The sequence below is a fragment of the Gordonia aichiensis genome, assembly GCF_039946255.1.
In the GTDB taxonomy this organism is placed as follows: Bacteria; Actinomycetota; Actinomycetes; order Mycobacteriales; family Mycobacteriaceae; genus Gordonia; species Gordonia aichiensis_A.
In genome coordinates, this window is sequence record NZ_JBCDWL010000073.1 from 1 (window position 1) to 255 (window position 255).

General features: G+C 64.7%; 1 pseudogene. It reads left to right on the forward strand.

Annotation, left to right across the window (positions count from 1 at the left end):
- Nucleotides 1–34: 34 nt before the first annotated feature.
- A pseudogene (locus AAFO60_RS20940) lies at nt 35–255 on the forward strand (phage portal protein); the annotation flags it as partial.

Genomic DNA, 255 nt, shown 5'->3' on the forward strand with positions numbered 1-255 from the left:
CCAGACATACCCGTAAGAAAGTGAGGTCGTTCCGATGACCGCTACTCTGACCGCTCTGCTGCAGCGTCTCGACGCCCCTGCCGCCCGATACGACGAGCTGGAACGCTACTACTCGGGTACGCAGCCGTTGGCGTTCCTCGCCCCGGAATCGCGGGAAGCCCTCGGTGACCGCTTCGGCCGGATGGCCTCGAACATTCCCCGCCTGGCGATCACCTCCCTGACTGAACGCCTTCGAGTCACGGGTTTCGCCGGCGT